This is a genomic window from Marinifilum breve, assembly GCF_003202155.1.
In the GTDB taxonomy this organism is placed as follows: Bacteria; Bacteroidota; Bacteroidia; order Bacteroidales; family Marinifilaceae; genus Marinifilum; species Marinifilum breve.
Genome location: NZ_QFLI01000001.1, coordinates 298,497 through 320,532, shown reverse-complemented (window position 1 = coordinate 320,532; position 22,036 = coordinate 298,497). Strand labels below are relative to the sequence as shown.

At 33.9% G+C, this 22,036-nt stretch carries 23 protein-coding genes and 2 tRNA genes; 10 read left to right on the top strand and 15 right to left on the bottom strand.

Annotated elements, in window-relative coordinates:
- Positions 1-77: 77 nt before the first annotated feature.
- The 5 genes from DF185_RS01350 to DF185_RS01330 form a co-directional block, all read right to left on the bottom strand.
- Positions 78-482 (bottom strand): hypothetical protein, encoded by a 405-nt coding sequence (locus tag DF185_RS01350; protein ID WP_110358925.1) that lies wholly within the window; start codon positions 480-482, stop codon positions 78-80.
- A 47-nt stretch (positions 483-529) separates the two neighbouring features.
- Positions 530-1,084, bottom strand: a complete 555-nt coding sequence (locus tag DF185_RS01345; protein ID WP_110359412.1) for an REP-associated tyrosine transposase — start codon at positions 1,082-1,084, stop codon at positions 530-532.
- 193 nt (positions 1,085-1,277) lie between these two features.
- Positions 1,278-1,775 (bottom strand): YcxB family protein, encoded by a 498-nt coding sequence (locus DF185_RS01340; protein WP_110358924.1) that lies wholly within the window; start codon positions 1,773-1,775, stop codon positions 1,278-1,280.
- Positions 1,776-1,959: 184 nt separating this feature from the next.
- Positions 1,960-2,586: a hypothetical protein gene (locus tag DF185_RS01335; RefSeq protein ID WP_133249927.1), complete on the bottom strand. Its 627-nt coding sequence runs from the start codon at positions 2,584-2,586 to the stop codon at positions 1,960-1,962.
- A gap of 154 nt (positions 2,587-2,740) precedes the next feature.
- Entirely contained in the window at positions 2,741-3,157 is a 417-nt protein-coding gene (locus tag DF185_RS01330; protein WP_133249926.1) for a hypothetical protein, read from the bottom strand.
- 68 nt (positions 3,158-3,225) lie between these two features.
- Between DF185_RS01330 and DF185_RS23475 the strand changes: the two genes are divergently transcribed.
- Positions 3,226-3,549 (top strand): hypothetical protein, encoded by a 324-nt coding sequence (locus DF185_RS23475; RefSeq protein WP_133249925.1) that lies wholly within the window; start codon positions 3,226-3,228, stop codon positions 3,547-3,549.
- Between the two features lie 154 nt (positions 3,550-3,703).
- Here the strand turns inward: DF185_RS23475 and DF185_RS01320 are convergent, their stop codons facing one another.
- Complete coding sequence (locus DF185_RS01320) at positions 3,704-3,907, bottom strand: hypothetical protein (RefSeq protein WP_110359411.1); 204 nt, start codon at positions 3,905-3,907, stop codon at positions 3,704-3,706.
- Between the two features lie 841 nt (positions 3,908-4,748).
- On the opposite strand from DF185_RS01320, the gene DF185_RS01315 reads away from it, so the two are divergent.
- Positions 4,749-5,393: a PQLLE family protein gene (locus tag DF185_RS01315; RefSeq protein WP_110358920.1), complete on the top strand. Its 645-nt coding sequence runs from the start codon at positions 4,749-4,751 to the stop codon at positions 5,391-5,393.
- 541 nt (positions 5,394-5,934) lie between these two features.
- Here DF185_RS01315 and DF185_RS01305 read toward each other — a convergent pair.
- The 3 genes from DF185_RS01305 to DF185_RS01295 all read right to left on the bottom strand — a co-directional run bounded on the left by DF185_RS01305 (position 5,935) and on the right by DF185_RS01295 (position 6,908).
- Positions 5,935-6,399 (bottom strand): PPC domain-containing DNA-binding protein, encoded by a 465-nt coding sequence (locus DF185_RS01305; RefSeq protein WP_110358918.1) that lies wholly within the window; start codon positions 6,397-6,399, stop codon positions 5,935-5,937.
- A gap of 160 nt (positions 6,400-6,559) precedes the next feature.
- Positions 6,560-6,633: transfer RNA gene (locus tag DF185_RS01300), tRNA-Arg, on the bottom strand.
- A 201-nt stretch (positions 6,634-6,834) separates the two neighbouring features.
- Positions 6,835-6,908 (bottom strand) — tRNA-Arg (locus DF185_RS01295).
- Between the two features lie 331 nt (positions 6,909-7,239).
- Here DF185_RS01295 and DF185_RS01290 point away from each other — a divergent pair.
- The 3 genes from DF185_RS01290 to DF185_RS01280 all read left to right on the top strand — a co-directional run bounded on the left by DF185_RS01290 (position 7,240) and on the right by DF185_RS01280 (position 9,798).
- The gene (locus DF185_RS01290) at positions 7,240-7,839 is read left to right on the top strand and encodes a YceI family protein (RefSeq protein WP_110358917.1); all 600 of its coding nucleotides are present in this window, start codon (positions 7,240-7,242) and stop codon (positions 7,837-7,839) included.
- Positions 7,840-8,003: 164 nt separating this feature from the next.
- Complete coding sequence (locus tag DF185_RS01285; protein WP_110358916.1) at positions 8,004-9,188, top strand: alpha/beta hydrolase-fold protein; 1,185 nt, start codon at positions 8,004-8,006, stop codon at positions 9,186-9,188.
- Between the two features lie 55 nt (positions 9,189-9,243).
- Positions 9,244-9,798 (top strand): heme NO-binding domain-containing protein, encoded by a 555-nt coding sequence (locus tag DF185_RS01280; protein ID WP_110358915.1) that lies wholly within the window; start codon positions 9,244-9,246, stop codon positions 9,796-9,798.
- On the opposite strand, the gene DF185_RS01275 is transcribed toward DF185_RS01280, so the two are convergent.
- The 6 genes from DF185_RS01275 to ligA all read right to left on the bottom strand — a co-directional run bounded on the left by DF185_RS01275 (position 9,790) and on the right by ligA (position 16,060).
- Positions 9,790-11,202: a COG3014 family protein gene (locus DF185_RS01275; protein ID WP_133249924.1), complete on the bottom strand. Its 1,413-nt coding sequence runs from the start codon at positions 11,200-11,202 to the stop codon at positions 9,790-9,792. The two genes, DF185_RS01280 and DF185_RS01275, sit on opposite strands and share 9 nt — an antisense overlap.
- 48 nt (positions 11,203-11,250) lie before the next feature.
- Positions 11,251-11,835, bottom strand: a complete 585-nt coding sequence (locus DF185_RS01270) for a penicillin-binding protein activator LpoB (RefSeq protein ID WP_110358913.1) — start codon at positions 11,833-11,835, stop codon at positions 11,251-11,253.
- Positions 11,836-11,904: 69 nt separating this feature from the next.
- Positions 11,905-12,798, bottom strand: a complete 894-nt coding sequence (gene dapA, locus DF185_RS01265) for a 4-hydroxy-tetrahydrodipicolinate synthase (RefSeq protein ID WP_110358912.1) — start codon at positions 12,796-12,798, stop codon at positions 11,905-11,907.
- A 1-nt stretch (position 12,799) separates the two neighbouring features.
- On the bottom strand, positions 12,800-13,342 hold the full coding sequence (locus DF185_RS01260; RefSeq protein ID WP_110358911.1) for a DUF6913 domain-containing protein: 543 nt from the start codon (positions 13,340-13,342) through the stop codon (positions 12,800-12,802).
- A gap of 106 nt (positions 13,343-13,448) precedes the next feature.
- Positions 13,449-14,036 carry a 3'-5' exonuclease gene (locus tag DF185_RS01255; RefSeq protein ID WP_110358910.1) on the bottom strand — a complete coding sequence of 196 codons (588 nt, stop codon included), beginning with the start codon at positions 14,034-14,036 and terminating at the stop codon, positions 13,449-13,451.
- Between the two features lie 14 nt (positions 14,037-14,050).
- Complete coding sequence (gene ligA / locus DF185_RS01250) at positions 14,051-16,060, bottom strand: NAD-dependent DNA ligase LigA (protein ID WP_110358909.1); 2,010 nt, start codon at positions 16,058-16,060, stop codon at positions 14,051-14,053.
- Positions 16,061-16,358: 298 nt separating this feature from the next.
- Here ligA and DF185_RS01245 point away from each other — a divergent pair, with 298 nt between their 5' ends.
- The 5 genes from DF185_RS01245 to DF185_RS01225 all read left to right on the top strand — a co-directional run bounded on the left by DF185_RS01245 (position 16,359) and on the right by DF185_RS01225 (position 21,960).
- Positions 16,359-16,697 carry a LiaF transmembrane domain-containing protein gene (locus DF185_RS01245; RefSeq protein WP_110358908.1) on the top strand — a complete coding sequence of 113 codons (339 nt, stop codon included), beginning with the start codon at positions 16,359-16,361 and terminating at the stop codon, positions 16,695-16,697.
- Positions 16,698-16,729: 32 nt separating this feature from the next.
- On the top strand, positions 16,730-17,458 hold the full coding sequence (locus tag DF185_RS01240; RefSeq protein WP_110358907.1) for a LiaF transmembrane domain-containing protein: 729 nt from the start codon (positions 16,730-16,732) through the stop codon (positions 17,456-17,458).
- Positions 17,459-17,463: 5 nt separating this feature from the next.
- Positions 17,464-18,519, top strand: coding sequence for a sensor histidine kinase (locus DF185_RS01235; protein WP_110358906.1), 1,056 nt, complete (start codon positions 17,464-17,466; stop codon positions 18,517-18,519).
- Positions 18,516-19,262 carry a LytR/AlgR family response regulator transcription factor gene (locus DF185_RS01230; protein ID WP_110358905.1) on the top strand — a complete coding sequence of 249 codons (747 nt, stop codon included), beginning with the start codon at positions 18,516-18,518 and terminating at the stop codon, positions 19,260-19,262. Before DF185_RS01235 ends, DF185_RS01230 begins: the two co-directional genes overlap by 4 nt.
- Before the next feature lie 262 nt (positions 19,263-19,524).
- A complete protein-coding gene (locus tag DF185_RS01225) occupies positions 19,525-21,960 on the top strand; it encodes a TonB-dependent receptor (protein ID WP_110358904.1) in 2,436 nt (811 codons plus the stop codon).
- The last annotated feature ends 76 nt before the right edge of the window (positions 21,961-22,036 follow it).

Sequence of the window (22,036 nt, the reverse complement as noted above, 5' to 3'; positions counted from 1 at the left end):
GCTGCCGCACGAAACAAAGTTCGGCAGGGTGGGTAAGAATCACAAATTAGCAGGGGTAATACCCTTGAGATTTAGTTTTATTCAATATTTATTAAATCATTTATTTTTAAAAAGTCTTTTCTTTCATATTGCTTTAAAAATAATGTGTCACTCGGAGAAGAATAAAAGAACATGTTTTCCGCATCTTTAGAGTAATATATAAATACTTTCAGGAGATCATGTTTAAACTTTACTTTTTCAGTTTCAACATTTGTGTTTATGGTCAGAGTGTCACCAGTTATACAAAATGCTACTTTGTTGTTGTATTCAAGTTTACATGCATAAACTCCAGTTTGATAATTTTCTTTTTCATTCCTATTCAGAGCATACATTTCAATGTAAACAGTTTTGTCGTTGCGATTTATCAAGCATTTCGAATAAGATTTTTCTTCTCCGAATTGTGTTACGAAAATTGATAATATTATTAATAAAATATTCTTCATAAAATTTAGACTAACCTACGCTGCCGCACGAATCCTTTCGTGTGGCTTTACATCACAACAATCACATTTTCCAATATTCCTTTTTCGCCTCTATAATCTTTAGCACTGCTATATATGTATTCTTCCGGATAGTTAACCAGTCCTTCGTCAACAGGATTGTTATGGATGTAATTTATTTTTTCATCAATCACTTTGTTGCTCCACAATTCAATAGGTTTGTTATCATGCCTCCAGAATTGATAATGCTTAACATTGGAGGTCTGTGACGCTGATAATTTAAATCTCTTAAGCAGCCAACCCTTTCTACTTTCTTTAGGATTCCCCTTTATTGCTTTAACAAGAGCATTACTTGTAAAACGTTTATAATCTCCTAGTAAAAGCTCTGGTTTCTGTTCATTAGCACTTCTAAATATTAAATGAACATGGTTTGTCATTATACACCATGCAAAAATTTCCATTCCTTTATTTTGCTGACAATAACGCAGACTATCCATTAAAATTTCTTTGTACTCTAGCCTAGTAAACACATCAATCCATTCAACTACAGCAAAGCTAACAAAATAAAGTCCTTCGGGATTTTTGAACTTATAATTTCTACTCATGACATGAATTGGTTTGGTAACAATTAGAGTATTAATGTAAGATAAAATCATGAATACAAAAAAGCCTGACATTTCTTTCAAGCTGTATTTTCCGTTTTACTTTTGTTATTACTTCACGAAAGGATTGATTTCATCGAACTTTGTTTCGTGCGGCAGCGTGGGAAAGGATTCGTGCGGCAGCATGGGGTAGTTGTTACCTTTTTAATTTTGTTTGTAGACCTTCTTGCCCCTTCGCTAAACTTCTGAATTCTTCTATTTTTTTTCCAAATGAAATCTTTGGGATCAAATTAAAAGTCAATTTGTTTTGATATAATAAAATCCAATCCTTCATTTCTACTATTTTATGGAGCTTTGTCCAGTCCATTACAGAATCAAAAGATTCACCTTTAATTCTGATTTTATCTTGAGTAAACTCATATGTAATTGTTTCTTGTAGTCTTGAATTTGTTTTGAAACTTCTCTTAGAACTTCTGTATACTGAATATGGAATGAATAAAACAATCAACCCAATAAACAGTTGAACATATGGAGGTTGGTCTGTCGTTGTATTAATTCCAATAAAATATTGAATAGAAAGTACTAGCAGGAAAATTCCAACGATTGAAATGAAAATTATAGAAGGTTTTTTATAAGTTAATTGATACATCAATTTCACGTACTTTTTAAATTCAATTTTAGTCTCAATAATCATTTTTGTAATTTGTTTTATAGGCCACTCGGACCTTATTTTCAATTAAACGCAACTGTTTTGCTAAAATTTGAGGGCCGTATACAATCATCGCCTTATCAAAACCGCTTGCGTTTATTGTTTTCGTTACATTATCTAGTTGGGCGTCACCGCCCTTTAATTTTAATTTTTGTTGTGCCCAGTACTATTAGTATTCTAATTTCTGTTTCAAATCACGTATCATATTCTCAATATTATTAAAATCTTTATCTTCTTGCTCAACTTTTTTTATAAGACTTTCACAAATAGTCACTAATTTTCCCATTTTAGTACCTGGTTCTGGTGACCATGTTTCTCCCATAATCATCTTTCCTTCCGAATTGAGTGTTGAAAAATAATATGTGATACCATCTTCTTCCAATATGAGTTCTTCAGGTTGTTTTATTTTGGCGATAACAGCATCAAATAACTCTTTAATTTTAGAAGCGAATTCATTTTCAATTAATATCGATTTCTTAATAATTTCTATATCTTTCTTGTCTTCAGCGTACCAATAATTTTCATAACAAGCATGATAAATTAATAAATAATTTTCAGTTGGTGTTTTTTCAATAGAAAGAACATATTCTGGTTCGAATGACGGCATTGAAGTATACCTAGCCAATGGTTTGCTGCTTAGTCCAGTATTAATCTTTTGAAAAACTCCTTCATAATATTCCTTTAGCACTCCTGTGAATGATTCGAAATTTCTAACTGGAACTAAATGATCATTTTGACCAAATAAGTCTCCGGTAATTATCATTATAATAGCAATTAAAAATATTCGTTGCTTCATTTTTCTTGTATTGGGCACAACGTTCCGCGGGTATGGAGGCGTGCTGCTGTGTCTGCAGGTTTGTTCTTTAAGGTTCTTTCGTATAAATTATCACTTCTGCATCCAGCCAAGTAAAACCGAGACATGCTCTATGACCAGCTGTTATGCGCTGGTTTTAATTCCTATTTGTGTTCTTATTTGTTGGTTTATAAATCATTGAAAAAATTCCAATAATTACCCCAATTATAATTCCAAATGAAGAAAAATACTTTCCAAACTTAGGATTCATGGTTAATTGGACAATTTCAGAATTACCTTCTAAATATTTCACCTTAACTTCATCTCCAACTTTCAGTTTATCCCACTCTTTGGGTCCCCAGTCCAAATAGTCTGTCGTATTGTGAACTTGTACTTTGTAGGTCTTATTACCATCTTTATTTTTTCTGCTTATTTCTACAATTTTTCCTTTTACAATTTCACCAAATTCCAAAACTTTTCGTTGTTGCTCAAATTTTAAATAAAAGTGGATACTAAATCCTATCATTACAAAGGAGAAGATCAGTATCAATATTTTTTGTGTTTTTAAATTCATCTAATTACTTTAGAATTTACAGATTGACTTGCACATAACGTTCACTGGATGAAGCGTGCGGAGATTTAATGAACCAAACCTTCCAAACGACTCCAGAGCCAAAGCTTTTATTTGCTTTTATCTTTTCATTATTAAAGCCAAATCAAAGATTTGGCGGTGTTCAAACTCCATGCTCAACAACCAAAACACTATTGAATCCGCATGCTTTATTCCAGATTGTTAGGCAATGTTATTACTTAATCAGCAACCCTAGTGTCCAAATTAATAGGTTAAAAGTAATAGCAATCCAAAGTTTAATTTTACCGTTTATAACTAATATACCAGAAATTAATCCAAGTAGACCAATTAATGAATTAACAACTAAAACCCAGTCAGGATACATTGAAAAATAGAAAACAGATTTAAAATGATAACAATAAAGTAAATATGCATTGTCATAAGTCCACCAAATGTTTATTAGACAGATTATTATCGCAACTATATTCTTTAAAATAAATTGGTTCTTCATTTCCTAATTTTTATTAATCAATATGAAGTATAAATGAATTATTTCTTATGACTTTTCATCTTTTTTTCAAATTCGATTAATCCTTTTAATATTTCGTCATCTTCCTTATAAAACACTTCTGGACAAGGATTCTTTGGTCGAATTGCTACCATTAAAAGCTGACCTAATCTAAAATCAGGGTTGTCCTTCCAAATTCGTTCTAAGCTTGATAGTATTTCTGGTATTCGTTCTGAGTTTCTCATTTTTGTGTCTGGGTTGTGTACTATAATATTGCCTAACTTGTAAATAAACACAATTGTATTTATTTCCATTATATCTTTAAAATAAAGTGTATTTATCCACCCAAATTGGGAAGTATTGTACACTTATTATGTTTCTGCTTGTGAATGTACAAAACAATAATTCCATTACAAAGGAATCATATTATTATTTAAGGTAGAGTATTGGAAGGGCAAATATTTCCACAAGAGAATATAGAAAAAGCTTCTCTTTTGATAAGAAAAGTGAAAGAATGAAGTGCTAATAAGAATTAACTGTTCCCTCAGCAATATAAAACCCTACAAAAACACAAAAAGGAGCCAAAAAGCTCAGGGAAATGTCTCCAAAGTGTAATAAAATGCAGCAAAAGTACGGGGAAGGATTCAAAAGTGCGGGAAAATCATAAAAAAGCGACAGAAAGTCAGTGAAAAGTGCGGGGAATTACGAAAAAGTTGGGGGAATTGCTCAAAAGTGACAGAAAGTCATATGAAAATGAATTTAAGGCTGCACTAGAGAGGGGGACTGATAACCATTTGAGGATAGAAATTGAGTGATTGAAAAAGATGATAAATATCATAAAAAAAGCTTAAGATGCATATTGACATTCCTGTTTAAGTGCAATAATTTTATTAAAGATAATTCACAAAGCAATTTGAGGTTCAATTGAAATTATATAAAAATATCTAGTTGGATTCTTTATAACTGTTTTGAATATAGGTATCTAGTGTTAGATGTTTTGATTGATCAAAATGGCTTTTAATATTATCGCTTAACATTTACTTACAACTTAAACATTGCAAAAAGAACATTTTAAAATTAAATCTTATGAAAGAAAGTTATTTAAAAGAATTAGAAAAAGGAAGATTATTGGTTTATGGAGTTTCCAATGATGCAACAATTAAAGAGCGTATTAAATTGATTTATCCGGAAGAGAGAATAGAACTGGGAAAAACACTTTATACCATCGCAAAAACTTCTTTTGAAGCTCAAAATACCGAGCGAATTGAAGCCAATCAGGCAAACCGATCATTCAATGAGTTTTATGATACACTTCACGGTGGTTTGATTCAAATGCGTAAGGTGGGTAGATACTTTTTTAAGAACGATATTGAGTTATCTACTCTTTTAAGGTTGAATAAGGAAGTACCAACTGCATATCCTGAGTGGAGAGCATTGGCCGAGGATACGGTTAATGCAATTCTTACTCACACTGCTATTCAGGAGAAGCTTACATTGGTGAATTTAACTCCAGAGGTAAATGCTGCATACTTGGCTGATTTAAGCAAGCTTGATGAACTAAAGCTAAAAGCTGAAAAAGAGGATGGGGAAGCTCAACAAGCCACCGTTCAAAAGCAGGAAAATTATTCCGAGTTTATGACTTACTGTTCGGATTTGCGTGCGTGTTTAGATTTGTTTTATGAGGGTAGTGAACGCCAAAAGCTGGAAGAGTTAGGTGTAGTCGTTAAATAAATAGAAGCATAATTATATTAATGCCACTCGAATTTCGAGTGGCATTTTATTTTTGCAGAAAATTAGTCTTTTAGAAATGAAGTTTTATTTAGCTCAAGCCGCATGGCTCTGACTTTTTCCATTGATGAAAAAGTCAGCAAAAAATCTAGGGCGTGTAAGCCCAAACTTCTTCTACTTGAAAACATTAAGTTCGGCGGGGCGATCTTCTCAATTCTTCGAAGCTTCCCCGTCTCTCTAAATGTTTTCTGCGAATAAGTAGCTTGTCCTTCCAATGCCCACAAAACCCGAATAAACAAAGTAAAGATCATTAATTTATCACCCTACGAAATCAATAATTTTATGGTCTAAATACTACAATTCATATAGAGTCAAGAGTTTGAATCGTGAAAAGTAGAAATTTGATAAATTCGAAAGCTGATTCAATTTAAGAACTGATGTATGTTTCTCATTCCACATTCACACAATAACAAAATTACAAACTAATATAAGATAGACGATTTCTTAAGCTGGTAGTATATAGGTGCATTGTGTCAGTTTTCTTTTAGTTCACTTTTAATTCATAGAAAGTGGTTTCAGGATCTATTTCGCGGGTAAACTCGATGTTGGTGTTGTTCAAAAGAACAATCTCAGCAGTGGTATAAATGATGTTTCCATCTACCAAATGTCCACCGATGGTGTAACCGGTACTATCCGATACTGAAATGTGAATGTGATTGTGTTTGCCTTTGTCGGCAAAAGTTCCGGTAAGTGAAACAATTTCGAAATGTCCTTTCAAATGCAACAATTCTTTTTGATTGGCAGGGCGAATGATCAATTCTCTTAAGCTTCCCACACAGGTAGAGATAGATGCCGACTGCAATTGTCTGTCTTTTACAAATTGCGCCATTTCCTGCTTTAAATCCATTCCTGGCTTTAATCGCAGGGCATAACTTTCTACCTGATTTTGCTGACAGGAAAATAAAGAGATAAAAGCAACAAGAATAAGGGAGTTGTATAATTTATACATGTTTAATTAATTTGAAAGTTTAGGATACAGAAGGAATTCCATAGCTATTTGCGATGATGATATCGGTAAATAGCAAAAAAAAATCGCCACCGGATGAAGGGTGACGATTTCTTAACCTGGAAGGGTGGAAGCCCCTTTGCTCCAAGAAAGATTTTTAGAGTGAACACGGAGGGAGTCGAACCCCCAACCTCCACAGCCGTAATGTGGTGCACTATCCAGTTATGCTACGCGTCCGTTGGTCTCTTAAAAAAGAGGCTGCAAATATAGCAGTTTAAATTTTATTGATGCAAATGAATTTGCATTTTTTTTGTCATTACATTTCAGAAATGACATCTTTCAAAAAAGAAAGATTTAAAAATCGTTACCGGATGAAGGGTAACGATTTCTTAACTTGGAAGGGTGGAAGCCCCTTTGCTCCAAGAAAGACTTTTAAAGTGAACACGGAGGGAGTCGAACCCCCAACCTCCACAGCCGTAATGTGGTGCACTATCCAGTTATGCTACGCGTCCGTTTTCCTTAAAGGCGCTGCAAATATAGGGGTTTTAGCTTGGTTTATGCAAGCCTTTTTTCTCTTTTTTTTGAAAGTTTTTTCTCAAAATATTCTAAGCGGTTTGTAAGTAGAAACTTACAAAATAAATTTTTTTTTGGTTTTACACGATATTCTTTGTCCTGCTTCATTTTTAACATGCCTTTAACAAGAATTTATAACAATTGCTAAGAAATATTTCCTTAAATTTATTTGGAATGAAAACAAATAGTGTGTCGAGATTGTATTCAATGTTGAAAATCTCGCGATCAAATCGATTCAAAAATCTCAATTATTAAATAAAAAACGGAAATATGAAACGAACCATTTTTAGAAGAACAGCATTCCTTGTGGCATTGGCCTTTGTTTTTACACTTAGCGCTAGTGCAGATGGTGGAAACAAGAAATTAAATAGCGAAAAGAGCAAAGTAGAGTGGTTGGGTAAAAAAGTAACTGGAGAACACTCTGGCACCATAAAAGTATCGGAAGGAAGTTTGATGCTAAATGGAGACAAGCTTGAAAAAGGGAGTTTTGTTGTAGATATGGCAACAATTGTGTGTACGGATATCAAAGACGATGGGTACAGAGCCAAATTGGAAGGGCATCTAAAATCGGACGATTTCTTTGGCGTGGAAAAATATCCTGAAGCTAAATTTGAAATGCAAAAAGCCAAGAATTTAGGTGAAGGAAACTATGAGGTACATGGCAATATCACCATTAAAGACATTACCAAGCCAATTAGCTTTAAGGTTAATATGCATCAGCATGGCAACGATTTGCATGTAAGCGGCAAAATTGTAATTGACCGAAGTAAGTTTAATGTGAGGTATGGATCGGGTAGTTTTTTCGATAATTTGGGAGACAAAACCATATATGATGATTTTGAGTTGACCTTAGACTTGTATCTGCAGTAGGTAGATTGATTAGGAATTAAAACCGGATTCGTACAGAATTCGGTTTTTTCTTGATAATATCTTTACATTAATCACTTTAAACAACTTGTTAATAAAGGATTGTTTTTTTTATATTGTAAATAATTGTATTTTAATAAGGTTAAATTCACTTAAACCCTACTTGTATGAAGCGAAGTGTTTTTGCTACATTATTATTGATTTTTTGTGTGAATGGTTTATTTGCGAAGGTTAATCCCCAAAACCTGATCAATGCCAATGTTTATTCTACAATTTTAAAGGAAAATAGAGATTTAAGAATTCTATTGCCAAATGAATTCAAGGATACTTATTTCAGTTATCCGGTTATTTATTTGTTAGATGCAGAGTCTAATTTTGCCACAGGTATTGAAGTGCTAAGCTTTTTGATGGACAATCATTTTATTCCTCCTCATGTGGTGGTGGGTATCCCCAATACCGATCGTTTTAGAGATATGACACCGGTTGATTCGGTTCTGAACAAAACCATATTTCCAACAAGAGGTGGAGCTGATACTTTTTTACAAGTTTTGGAAACGGATATCTTTCCATTTGTAGCGAAGGAGTATCGAGGCAGCTCTCGTCGCCTGGTAATGGGGCATAACTATAGTGGATTGTTTGTAATGCATGCATTCCTTTCTCGTCCTGAATTATTTGACCGATATATGGCTTTTAGTCCCATTTTATGGTGGAACGATACGGCCATGCTTCATGATATGGACCTGTTTTTGACGAAAAACTCCAGTGTACGCAAGCATCTGTTTATGAGCTTTGCCAAGGAGGCTAAAAATATGCTGGAAGCTTGTAAAGAGCTTGCCAAATTATTGGAAGAGAAAGCTCCTGTAGATTTAAAGTGGAAATATGAATGGATGCCCGATGAAGATCATTACAGTTTGTATAGAAAAAGCTTAATGAGAGGGATGGAAGTAATCTTTAAGGATTACAAATACCCTAGTGTTGAAGATTTGGCAGATGGTGGAGTAGGAAGTGCTAATGGCTTTTTGCGAGATATCATGCTGAATTATGGAAGAAAGGAAAAATTACCATACTCTTTGTTGGAAAGTGTTTGCCTGCAATTAAAGCAAGAAGCAAGATATGATGAAGCCATAAAGTTTCTAACCTACACATCGGTTAATTATCCTGAAAGGGCAGAACCATACTTTTATGCAGGTGAAATTTATGAATCCACAAATAAACCAAAACAGGCATTCAAGTTTTACCAGGCAGCCCATCAAAAGGATAAGGGAAGATGGGATTATGAGCAAAAGTATCTGGCAATTCAAAAGCTGTTGGAAGAATTGCGTAACAAGGAACAAAATAAAACCCCACTTTAATACTTTGGATAATAAAAAATATTTATTCTCGTTGTAGTAATAAAAATTGGATTGAATGAAAGGGATATTTTTTACTGAATTGCTGGAAATGGCAGAAAGAGAGTATGGCTCTCAGGCAGTAGACAAAATCGTTCCATTTTTGGATGCAGGAGATCATGGTGTGTTTAATGTAAATATGGATTATCCTTACACACAATTTCATGAACTCATTAATCGACTGGCAGAAGAAGTTCGAATTGCACCATCAGATTTGACCAAACTTTACGGAGAGTATCTATTTAGTCGATTGATTATACTGTATCGTCCACATTTTGCAGGGAATTCGGATGTTTTCGAATTCCTGGAGCAGATCGACTATTTTATTCACGTAAAACTTCAGGCCGATTTTCCTCACAAAGGAATTCCTGGTTTTAAGGCTGAAAGAATTAGTCAAAATACATTTGCAGTAAGTTACCAGTCGAAATATGACCTTATCGATCTGGCTATCGGATTGTTTATGGGCTGTCAAAAATTCTTTAATGAAGATTTAACGGTCAATGCCGAAATAAAAACTGAATTCGATAAGGAGTGGGTCTGTATTACCTTGAATAAGTCAAGAGTATTAGTTTGATTCCATATTGTGGAAAGTATAGAAGCTGGTTTTTCCCGCTTTTATAATTACCTGAACATTCTGATTGCTCATAGAACCATTCGGAGAGCTAACTTGTAGCTTTAAGTTGTTCTCACCTTCTTTTAATCTTATTCTCTGGTAATGGATGCTATGAGGCAATGTTTGCCAGTTTCTGGTGTCAGCTTTTTCGGTTACAGCATTTAAAAGGCCAACAAACATTCCTAAAGTATCATCTTTGCTGCGGGCATAATTTTCCAAGGCTTTTTTAGTTGCCAGGCGCAATAAAGAATTTGCCATTTCTCTTAGCATTCTGTCGCGAAGAGATTTAAAGGCAATGGCATTAATATCCTCTGCTTTTTCCAGTTGATAATTGATGGTATCATTCACCACGATAGAAGCATTGGTAAATATTGGCATTCTTTCACGGTATTTTGGGAAAGCGACTCTAACGAATTCCAAATCGTTTAATGAATTTCTCTTGTCACTGTCCATATCGCCAATGTAGAAAGGAAAACTAACATCTTCACCTTCGTTTACCATGGTAAGGTATCCATCTCTACTATTTAGCGCGCTAAAATTTATGCTCCATTCATCTTTTACTGGACCTAAACCTGTAAGCCAAATAAAAATTAAATCTCCTTCATCTTTATTGCTTTTAATAAAGTCGAATCCAAATTTTTCTTTGTAAAATTCGTATTCCTGATTTAAACCGGTTAGGTAAGCAGTTCTTAGCATGTCCTCTTTAAGTTGTTGAGGAGCAGGAGTACCAAAGTTTTTGGTGTAATTTTCTTCGTAAACCTTAAAAGCATTTCGATATGCGATAAATGCATTGTTGTAATCCTTGGAAGAATCATAAATTAAGCCCATTAGAATGTGAGCAAAAGCATCATCGCTATAGCGATTTTTATAGTTTCTTGGGTACTTGTCATTTAAAGCATAAAGCTTTTCATTTACCCTGCGGCATTCAATCAATGCAGATTCTGTATTGCCCAGTTCCAAATAGCTTAAAGCTTTGTAGAAATTCAGCATTACATTTTCAAAGTCCTCTGGCACGTAAGGTTTTGTTGCCGGATTTGTAAGAAGTGCCAAAGCTTCGTTGGCAATGTTTTTTCTCTGGTCCTCAATAAACAGGTCAGCTTCGTTAAAATATTGCGTAGCCTTTTGGTAATCTTGTTGCATCCAAGCCAATGTACCTTTATTTAGAAGGTATAAGGAGCGGTTCTTATTTCTCTTGTTTTTTGGATTCTGATCAAGCATTTTTTCAGCATTGGCAATATCTCCATTAAGGAAATACTGATTGAATGCCTCATTTTGCGCATAGTAAGTTGCACATCCTGAAAAGAATAAACTGCTAACAAATAGAATTAGAATAAAGGCCTTGTTTTTAGGAAGCATATTGTTCATTGCCGAAGTAGAGAAGAGAAGGGAAGACGAATCTTCCCTTATTAAACTTTATCGATTAACGTATTTCTTGATTTTTTTATCACCAATCCAAACCAATTCGTTTGTTTCAAGATTAGTTAATTCAAGATTTAGTTGGTAATACCTTACCTTTTCTTTCTTGTAGCTATCAATAATAGAGGTGATGTCTCCTTGAAGGATAAAGTCAGCTCCTAATTCACGTCCCCATTTTTTAATGGTTTCCTTAGAAGCGAAATCTTGTTGATCTGCTCTTTCTTGTCTCAATTCTTCTCTTTTAGCTCCTGCTTGAACCAAGCGCACACGGCCGTCGTTCAAAATTGCTTTTTCAATGTCTTTGATATAAGTATCTGCATCGATATGCTCAGAGCTTTTGTTCATGATTAAACCAACGGTTACCACTGGTTTTTTATTGAACTCTTTTTGATAATCAGTAATCCAACCTTGATTAAGAACCTGATCAATTAAAGCTTCGGCGGCCAGTTTGGAATCTGTATCGTTCCAACGACCACTTAAATCAATTTGTTGATCTGGAGAAACTCTTGTTACTTGTCTTGAACATGAAGCAAAGCTTACCAATGCAAGAGCGAAAACAAATAGGCGAAATGAGTGTTTCATATAACTAATCATTTTTGTTTGTAAATTCAATTTAAGTGTAACTATTAAACTTTTTAGAGTAAGCAATATTTATGCCATACTATTAATCTCTTCCTTTAAATTATGTAATTTCTTGTAAAGCGATTCGCTTACCGGAACTAGAGGAAGTCTTAAGTTGTTCAATATGATCCCTTTTTGATGGAGTAGAGCTTTTACACCCGCAGGATTGCCTTCTTCAAAAATACCTTTAATGATATCGAAAAAATGATAGTGGGTTTGTAAAGCTTGATTATTTCGTTCCAATGCTTGTGTTACCATTGTGCTAAATTCATTCGGAAAAGCATTACCAATAACTGAAATTACACCAGAAGCACCCAATTGAATCATTGGATAGGTAAGTGCATCATCACCTGATATCACCATGAAATGATCAGGTTTGTTTTTGATGATTTGCATGATCTGTTCCATATTACCAGAAGCCTCTTTTACGGCAATAACATTGTTTAATTCATTGGCAATACGAATGGTAGTATCGGCATTGATGTTAACGCTAGTTCTGCCAGGAACATTGTAAATGATTACAGGTACAGGACTTGCTGAAGCAATTTCCTTATAATGTAGGAAAATTCCTTCCTGACTTGGTTTGTTATAGTAAGGCGCAACCGATAAAATTGCATCGATCTTATCAAAGGAATTGAATTGATTGATTTGTGCAACCACTTCCCTGGTATTATTGCCTCCAAATCCAACCACTAAAGGTACTCTATTGTTGTTTGTTTCAATTACAGAATTGATTACAGCTGCTTTTTCCTCTTTCGACAGGGCAGCAGCTTCTCCCGTAGTTCCCAATACCACCAAATAGTTTACTCCATTGGTAATTTGAAAATCTACAAGCTTGTGTAAAGAATCAAAATCAACATCACCATTGTCTAGAAATGGAGTAATGATGGCAATTCCTGTTCCTTCAAATTTATTAAGTGTCATCTTAGTCTTTTTTTATTAGTGATAGGTAGTTAAGGCTTTCTGTAATTAAATTGTCAATGGATTTATTATTTCCTTGATTAATCATTAAATCCAAACGACCACTTTGGTCCGATGCAGCACCTACTTTACAAGCTGCTGCGGCCAATTCTGCTAAGTATCTAAATGAAATGTGATCCGAATCAGATAAAATAAATAGTAAATCGAATCTTTGGTTCATAAAGTTGTTTAACTCTTCAGAAATTGGTTCACCTGACCATTTTACATCCTTATTGGTATAGAAAATGATTTTTTGAGCTACACCAAAATCAGGTAGTTCATTTGCATTTATCCAACCAACAGCTTGAACATTATATCCTTTTTTGCCTAAATCATCAGAAAACTTCTTTACCCTTGGGTAATTTTTATCATCGAGTGTATCGAATAGAATTCCGATACTTTTTGCGCTTTGCAAGTTGTGAAACTCTTTTTTTCTGGGATTTTTGCTTAATTTTTTATTAATAATGCGATCAGCAAGCTTTTGTTTGATATTTTGGATAAAACTCATTTTCAGAATAATAGTTTAAATTCAGACTTGTCGTCAAGAGGCTTTAGATTACAAACTCATTTGAATTGACAAGTTATGAAAAATTTTTAAGCCTAATTTATGTAATCTATTTATATTTTTTAGGAGATTGATACCCTCCGTTATAAACTTTGCCAGGCTTTATCTTTATCTCATTTGCAAGATCATTCATATTTTTTGCACTGATACTTTCACAAGCTCTAATTGCAATTTTAGCACAGGCCAAAGTGTCCTCAAGTGCATCGTGATGCTTTAAAGGAATATCAAATAGATGTGCCAATGTGTTAAGCTTGTGATTGGGCATGCTTGGCCACAGATACTTGCTAATTTGAACGGTACACATATAATCAAAATCTGGATTGGGAATTCCATAAGTATCCAGGCATGCACGAAGTACAGAAACATCGAAACTAGCATTGTGAGCAATTACCATACTGTTTTGCAAATAATCCTCCACTTCATCCCAAATGTAATTGAAGCTGGGCTGGTTGGAAACATCATCTTCTGTAATGCCATGTATGCTCACATTAATTGGGTGAAAATACATTTCAGGAGGTGAGATCAACCATTCCCGACTGTCAACAATTACTCCATTTTCAACTTTAACCAAACCGAGTGAACAGGCTGAATTTCTTTTGCCATTCGCGGTTTCAAAATCAATTGCGGTAAAATTCATATGCAATTTTTAACTTAGGAATTGATCTTTTCTAAAAACTCATCTTCTGAAATCATTGGAATCCCTAGCTTCTCAACCTTAGCCAATTTACTAGGCCCAATTTTTTCTCCAGCCAATAAGAAGCTTGTTTTTTTAGAAATGGAGCCAACATTTTTACCTCCGTGTAATTCAATTAATTCCTTCAACTCATCGCGAGAGTGTTTTTCAAAGCTCCCTGAAATAACAATGGATAAGCCTTCTAATTTATTGCTGCCTTCTCCGGAATCAGAAACTTCTTTTTCCAACTGAAGTCCATAGGTTTTCAGTTTAGAGATTAATTCCTGATGGTATTCATCCGAAAAATATTCAACAATGCTTTCGGCAATTTTATTCCCGATTTCGTCTACTTCAACCAACTCCTCCAAAGTTGATGATGCCAGTTGGTCAATAGATGGAATGGCTTTTGCCAGCTTTTTGGCAACAGTTGCACCAACATATCTTATCCCTAATGCATAAAGTACTCTTTCGTAAGGAACTTGCAGAGAATCTTGAACACTGTTTAAAATTCTATCGGCAGATTTATCACCCATACGCTCCAAAGGAACAATATCTTCTTTCTTTAGGATGTATAGATCAGCAATGTCCTTAATCAAGTTTTCTTTGAAAAGCAGATCAATGGTTTCTTCACCAAGACCATCGATATTCATTGCGCGCCTGCTAATAAAGTGTTCGATTCTACCTTTAATTTGAGGAGGACAACTTCTGTCGTTAGGACAGTAGTGGTTTGCTTCTCCTTCTTTGCGAATCAATTCGCTATTGCATTCAGGACAATTTTCAATGAATACTATTTTGTCAGCGCCATTAATCCTGTTGTCTTCATCTACACCCACAATTTTTGGAATAATTTCACCTCCTTTTTCTACATAAACGGTATCACCTTCATGTAAATCCAAATTGTTAATGATATCGGCATTATGAAGCGATGCACGCTTTACAGTAGTACCAGCCAACAATACTGGCTCCAAATTGGCCACAGGAGTAATTGAACCTGTTCTTCCCACCTGGTAAGTAACTTGATTCAATTGAGTAGATACTCTTTCAGCTTTGTACTTGTATGATATTGCCCAACGTGGCGATTTTGCTGTAAAACCTAATTCTTCCTGTTGGTCAATTGAGTTTACTTTGATAACAATTCCATCGATAGGAACTGGCAAGCTATCACGTTTTTCATCCCATGACTTAATAAAGTCGATTACTTCATCGATATTGTTGCAAAGAGCCGTATGAGATGGAACTTTAAAGCCCCAGTTTTTAGCGGTCTGCAGATTGTCAAAGTGCTCTCTTATAGGATTGTTTACGCCCAATAAATAGTATAGGTAACAATCTAATTTTCTTTTGGCAACAATGGCAGAATTCTGCATTTTAAGTGTTCCCGAAGCTGCATTTCTTGGATTGGCAAATGGTGTTTCTCCAATTTCTTCACGCTCCTTGTTTAGCTCTTCAAATACTGAAAAAGGCATTAAAATTTCGCCTCTAATCTCAAATTCTTCAGGATAATCATTACCGCTTAACTGCAAAGGTACTGATCGAATGGTTTTCACATTTGCTGTTACATCATCACCTTTAACTCCATCGCCTCGGGTAACGGCCTGAACCAATTTTCCATTCTTATAGGTTAAGGAAATGGATGTTCCATCGTATTTTAATTCGCACACATATTTAATATCACCATCAATCAATTTTTTAATTCTGGTTTCAAAATCGCGAATTTCATCTTCGGAATAGGTATTCCCTAAAGATAACATCGGATATTTGTGTTCCACCTGATTGAATTCAAGATTGATATCGCTACCCACTCGTTGAGTTGGTGAATTAGGATCATCAAATTCTGGGTACTTTTCTTCAAGCTCCATCAGCTCCTTCAATAGCATATCAAAATCGAAATCCGAGATGCTTGGTTGAGATAGAACGTAATAATTGTGATTGTGTGTATGTAATTGATTGCGAAGTTCGTCAATACGAAGTTTAGCTTCTTGTTGGTTCATAATCTAATTGTGATCAATTTGTGAATAGACCTGAAGAATAAATTATCTTCAGGAATTGTAAAAATAGTAAACCTTAAGCTTAATTTTAAATGCTTTTGGAGGAATCTTTTATTGCTTGAATTAAAGAATTGATGCACAGTTGTGAATAAAACCAAATTTATTTGCGCATATATAATAATTGCAATGTCATTTACCGATTCATGCATTCCGTTAACCGATTTGCCATGAAACTAAAAGCACATTTGTAATAATTTAGTGATACGATAAAAATATTGATGTGAAACCTTAATCAAACAATATGGATGAACATAGAAGAAATAAAAGCCTTTTTGTTGGCATTGGATTAATAATAGTTGGAGTGGTTGTAATGTTGGAGCGACTCAATTTTCATTCTGATTTTATTTGGACCTGGTTGTATCGTTGGGAGTCGATATTGATTTTAGTAGGCTTACTATCCATTATTATTAAAAGAAAAATTTTAGGTGGTTTTGCAGCTATTGCTGTTGGGAGCTATTTTCTATTGGATGAAATGATTTTTCTCCCGATGAATTGGGAAATTTGGTTTTTGCCTATAGTTTTAATTGTGGCAGGACTTGCTTATATATTCCAACCCATCACGAAAGATTGTAAGAAATAAAGTATAAATTAACAGTTTTAAAATATATAATTATGAAACATCATTATCATCATAAAGATCAAGAATCAAGACAAAATAACAGAATAATTTTTGGTGTTTTTCTAATTCTGTTTGGTTGCTTGCTTGTTCTGAAAAACATGGGTGTATTTTCTTATTACATGAAGGATATAATTTTCTCGTGGCCAGCTTTATTGGTTGGACTTGGAGCATTGTTCTTTGCTGGTAAAAAGGATAAAACTACCGGATTAATTTTAATGGGAGTAGGAGGAGTATTTTTGCTGCCAATTATTTTTGATTGGGGATTTGACTGGAGAGGTGTGTTTTGGCCTGTAATTCTTATTGTTGTTGGAATCTTTATCATTAGAAAAAGAAATGAGTGTATGCCTGAAGGTAGAAAAATAGACAGTAATGATACAGGATATATTGATGAGTTGAATGTGTTTGGTGGAGGTGAGAAGATGATCAATACCAAAAACTTTAAGGGAGGCAAAATTACTTGTTTGTTCGGTGGATCAGAAATAAATCTAACGAATGCAGATTTGGCAGAAGGAATCAATGTGATAGATGTTTTTGCCATGTTTGGAGGTTGTGTTTTAATTGTTCCTTCCGATTGGGATGTTAAAGTGGAAGTTTCGGCAGTTTTAGGGGGAGTTGCAGATAAAAGAATGCCAACTGCCAATTACGTGGTTGAGCCCAAAAAGGAATTGGTTATTAAAGGCTTGGTTGCTTTGGGAGGTTGCGAAATTAAATCGTATAAATAGTAAAGATGAGGCATCCTTTATTACGAAATTTTTATGGAATACCAATCTATATTGGTACGTGGATTTTATTTGTGTTGCTTCTCTTTATCATTGGGTGGTATTTTGATGGAAATGACTCATATTCCTCCTTTGTAAACTCGTTTAGTTTCTCGTTGCCTCTGTTTATTTTAGGGGCATGTGTTTGGTATGTGGTCTGTTATGTTAGTATGGATGAATCCGGAATTTTGGGTTTTATACTTCATCATTTAACTGCAGGTGCAATTGTGGTTGGGATTTGGGTATCCGCGGCATATCAAATTCGAATCGGTATTTTTGGTGAAGATCCAGAAGGAATTAACTATTTTATACCATTACATTGGCAGGTGTTTTTCGCATTCTGTGTTTACGATTATATAATATTGGTTTATTATTTGATAATTTATTACCAAAACTTTCAGGATAAAACCATTCAGGAATCGGAACTAAAAAACTTGGTGAAGGAAGCTGAATTAAATGCTCTAAAATCTCAGATAAATCCTCATTTCCTGTTTAATAGTTTGAATTCAGTTAGCTCACTTACATTATCAAGTCCGGAACAATCGCGGGAAATGGTGGTTAAACTGTCTACTTTCTTAAGATATTCATTAGGGCAAGATTTAAAAGAGTTAAATAGTTTATCAAACGAATTGAATAACATTCGCTTGTATCTTGATATCGAAAAGGTAAGGTTTGGTGAAAGGTTGGTGTTAAAATTCAATTCTACCTCAGATTGTGATAACCTGAAGATCCCAAATTTAATCTTACAACCCATTTATGAAAATGCCATTAAGTATGGGGTTCATGAAAGTCTGGAGCCAGTAACGATTAATACCAATTGCGAATTGGTAAATCATGTACTTAAAATTACAATTAGCAATAATTTCGATCCGGAGTCCATTCCTCCAAGAGGCAATGGTATTGGATTAAGAAACATACAAGAGCGATTAAGTTTGATTTATGGAAGGACTGATTTAATGAAGATTATTAAAACTGAAAATCAGTTTACCGTAAATTTAGAATTCCCACAAAATATACAATCATGATAAAAGCAATAATTATAGATGATGAATCCTTGGCCAGAGATTTGGTGTCTACCTATTTGGATTCTGAAAACGATATTGAAGTTATAGGAGAGTACTCGAATGGTTTTGAGGGATTAAAAGCGATTAATGATTTAAATCCAGACTTGGTGTTTTTAGATGTACAAATGCCTAAACTAACTGGATTTGAATTGCTAGAATTACTGGATAAATCTTGTAATATAATATTTACTACAGCTTACAATGAATATGCCATAAAAGCCTTTGAACACAATGCCATTGATTACTTGTTGAAACCATTTTCAAAAGATAGATTTCTTACAGCTTTGGAGAAAGCAAAAGAGAGAATTGTGAATTCTACTGACAATCAGGATCAGATTGAAAAAATAAAATCACACAACGATGAATCAGAAGAATTAATCAATAGAGTTGTAATCAAATCAAGAAACAAGATCGATGTAATTGCAGTAGATAAAATCAAATATTTCGAAGCGCAAGATGATTATGTAATGATTTATACCGGTGAAGGGAGATACTTGAAGCAAAAAACAATGAAGTATTTTGAATCTCATTTGAATTCCAATGAATTTTGTAGAATTCACCGATCATACTTGGTTAAAATAGATCAAATTTCTCAATTGCAACCTTATGAGAAGGACAACTGGGTAGTGATCTTAAAATCAGGAGAAAGTTTAAAGGTTAGTCGTAATGGATTTAAACTTCTTAAGAAACAACTGGAGATTTAATCTGATTTGAACATTGATAAATTCGCTATTGCATGATTGTAGTAGCGTTTTTTTATGCATATATCAGCATATTAACACTAACAATAAGTGATAATTAAGGAGTGTGTGATTTTTAAAACTTAAGTGGAGTGATTCAAATAATAGATAAGAGTGTTTATTTTTATTATAAATATCCAAAATATTTTTAAGATAGTATTTTCTTTTTCAACATAATCATATATATTTGTGTTGCCCAACTACAGTTAACTAATCTATAACTACAATGAACCTAAAATTTACTTACGTAAAAAGTGCGTTGATTATTATTCTGATATGCATTTTTACTTCTCATGTGGCTTTTTCAATTAACCAATCAGTTGAAAAAGGGAGTTCTTCTTTAAAAGGGCAAATCGTTGCAAACCAATCAAACAAGCCATTAGAATTTGCTACGATTTCTATTTACACCACCAACAATTCAAAACTTGTAAAAGGAACAATTACCAATAAGAAAGGTGATTTTTTACTTGAACAGTTAAGTGCAGGATCTTATTACTTTAAGGTTGAGTATATGGGATATACTACTTATAATAGTAATCAGTTTGATATTAAGAATGGAGAAAGAAAGATACTAACTAATCCTGTAAAACTTGGGATTGATACAAAAACAATTTCAGAGGTTAAAGTTGAAGGAAATAGAGAATTTTCAAAGGTAGAACTTGGTAAAACGGTCTATAATGTTTCCAAATCTCCAGTTGCTGATGGAGGAACCATAAATGAAGTTTTAAATACACTCCCTAGATTAAGTGTTGATGCTGAAGGAGCAATCCAATTTAGAGGAAGTTCTGATGTTAAGATTTTAATTGATGGAAAAATTAGTGGTCTTTTAGGGATGAATCCTGCAGAAGTTTTAAATAGCATGTCTGCCCATGATGTTGATCGAGTTGAAGTCATTAGTACATCTTCAGCTAGATATGATGCTACAGGCGCAGGAGGAATCATCAACATTATCATGAAAAAAGACAGAGTAAAAGGATTTAATGGTAGTGTTGCAGCAACGGTAGGTACCAAGGATAAAAAGTCAGGTGGTTTTAGCGGTAATTATCGCACAGGAAAAGTGAACTTCTTCGGCTCATACAATTATAAAGATGATTGGGCAGGACGTGATTATAAGGTGCAAAGAGAAATCAAAAAAGAAGATGTCCATACTCTTCTATTGGAAAATGCAGATGTTGATTTTGGAAATCGATACCACATTGGAAAATTGGGTTTGGATTATCTGATTAACGATAATAATACATTGACTTTTTCAACCAAGTACCAGGATGTTCTTCAAAATTGGAACGGACGCTACGATTATACTCGTACAAATATTGTAAGTAGTGCGATGCCAACCGTTGATTATAGACTTAGTGCAGTTGATTTGGATTTGCAGTCGTGGGTATACAATGCATCTTTTATGCACAAATTTGCCAAGAAAGGAGAAACTCTTTCCATAGATTTAGCTTACACTGATAATGCTGCAGATAATTCCGGGAACTATTGGGAACACAGCTATCGTGATCTTTCCATTGAGGGAATAATCGCCAGTGAAGTTGTGACGAAGGTGTCTTCTGATTTTTATAAAACCGCAAGGAAAGAAGCTGTAGCACAAGTAGATTATGTGTTGCCTGTTGGGGATAAAGGAAAGTTTGAAACTGGTTATTTATATCGAAATAATGAAATTGATTATAAGGTTGGTTCACTTGCTGATGATTTTAATTACGAAGAAAATATTCATGGTTTGTATGCAATGTATTCTGGCTCAAAAGGAAAGTTTGCATACGAATTAGGTCTTCGTGCTGAATATTCTGACATTAATACAAATAAGGAATTTAAGGATGATTATTTAGATCTTTTTCCAAGTGTTCATTTGTCCTATAAGTTTTCGGATAAGAAGCAATGGCAATTGGCTTATAGTAGGATGATTTATCGCCCAAATTCTGGAATGTTAAATCCTTTTCAAAATCTTCGTGATCCGGAAAATCAAAGATTGGGTGCGCAGGATATTGAAGCTTATTACAATCACAATATAGAAATGTCGATGGCTTTCGATAAAGAAAAGGCTAGTTACAAGACAACTTTATATGTGAATTATCAAAAGAATTTGATCAATCAATACCGATTCATTGAAGATGAAACCAATAGATCCATAGTTCAATATGGTAATTTTGATTCGAAATTTTTCTCAGTATTAGAGTTTGAAGGATCGACCAAACTAAATAAGTGGTGGAGTTTGAGTGGATATGTAGCAGGTATTTATGAGGAAACAAAACCTGGAGAAGGATATAAGTTTGGGACACGAGATATGTGGGAAATTACTGGGAAAGTTACTTCAGTAATGAACTTCAAAAAGTGGTTTAAACTTCAGGCAAGTTTCCGTTATCAATCGGAAATATTGGTTGCACAAGGAAAGTATCAAAACCTTTACTATATAGACTTAGGATTAAGTAGAAAAGTATTAAAAGGAAGAGGACGTTTGTCTTTTACGGCTAATGACATATTCAACACTTTCAGATTTAAAATACATACTTCTGATCCTGAATTTTATAATAAAGAGGTTAAATACAGAGAAACTCAAATTGCCAAATTAAGTTTTAGATACTTTTTTGGTAAGCGATATAGAATATTGAGAGCTAAACCGAAAAAGTCAGGAATGCGACATTCCGAAAATGATATTTAATTATAAAGAAAAAGCTTCACCATCTGGTGAAGCTTTTTCTTTATATACATTTTAATCAAAATTTATTTATACTCAA